Annotated in this window: 2 protein-coding genes; one reads left to right on the forward strand and one right to left on the reverse strand. The window is 30.3% G+C overall.

Annotated features, from left to right (window positions below; translation table 11 throughout):
* Positions 1-257 precede the first annotated feature (257 nt).
* Positions 258-512, reverse strand: coding sequence for a Mor transcription activator family protein (locus G3997_RS05260; RefSeq protein WP_296644044.1), 255 nt, complete (start codon positions 510-512; stop codon positions 258-260).
* A 145-nt stretch (positions 513-657) separates the two neighbouring features.
* Between G3997_RS05260 and G3997_RS05265 the strand changes: the two genes are divergently transcribed.
* The coding region (locus tag G3997_RS05265; RefSeq protein ID WP_296649419.1) for an N-acetylmuramoyl-L-alanine amidase family protein at positions 658-1,007 on the forward strand (350 nt) is incomplete at its 3' end.

Consider the following 1,007-nt stretch of genomic DNA (forward strand, 5'->3'; position numbering starts at 1 on the left):
ATATAAAGCATGTATTTGTCTATGGCAATCTGAACATATATAAGATATATGTTCTTCATTTCCACCTTCTTCTCTAGGTAGTAAATGATGTTTTGTTAGTTTATCTACTTTTCTATCGCACAGTTGACATATATTGTCCAATTTTTACAACTCCTTATTATCGTTTAAATATATAATATTTTTTCCCACTTTTAATAAGGATTATAAGTAATAGATAAACAACAAAACCCCGTCGGTATTTTTGACAGGGTATTTTATTACTTATAATTGACAATATTTCTAACCTGTGCTGTACTAATTCCAAATCTTCTTGAAACCTTCCTATAATCCCCATCAAAACTATCCCTAATCATTCTATTTCTAACACCCTTAACAAGACTTGCCTCATTAGGAATATACAAATTACCACCACCAGCAAACTTAACCAAACTTTTAAAAGCATCCATACCTATAACATCAACCACATCAATAACTCCCTCAGGCAAATCATCCTTAGTTAAATACTCTAACATAAAGCACCTCCATATCTTATAATCCTACAATATATATTCGATAAATACACATCTAGCTCCTACTAAATTCTTTAAATATTTTAATATTTAATTTCAAATAAAATCCCTTAAACTATTGGTAAAACTACATTAGGAGGTAAACCCTATRAAATGGTATTTAGATTTTGGACATGGAGGAAAAGACTCTGGTGCAGTTGGCACTAAYCAAACAAAAGAAAGCGATACAGTATTAAAAATAGGAAGGTTGATAAAAGCTAACCTAGAAAAAGCAGGTGAAAAAGTAATAACTACACGTGATACAGACTTATACTTTTCACTAGATTACAGAAGTAATAAGGCTAATAAWGAAAACTGTGACTACTTTGTAAGTCTACATATGAACGCTGCAACTAATAAAGCTGCCAAAGGAGTTGAGGTATGGGTATATGATGAAAAAAGCAAGGTATATAACTTAGCTAAAAATATATGTTCTAATTTATCAAGGGATATAAATAC

The sequence above is a fragment of the Romboutsia sp. 13368 genome, from assembly GCF_018336475.1.
In the GTDB taxonomy this organism is placed as follows: Bacteria; Bacillota; Clostridia; order Peptostreptococcales; family Peptostreptococcaceae; genus Romboutsia.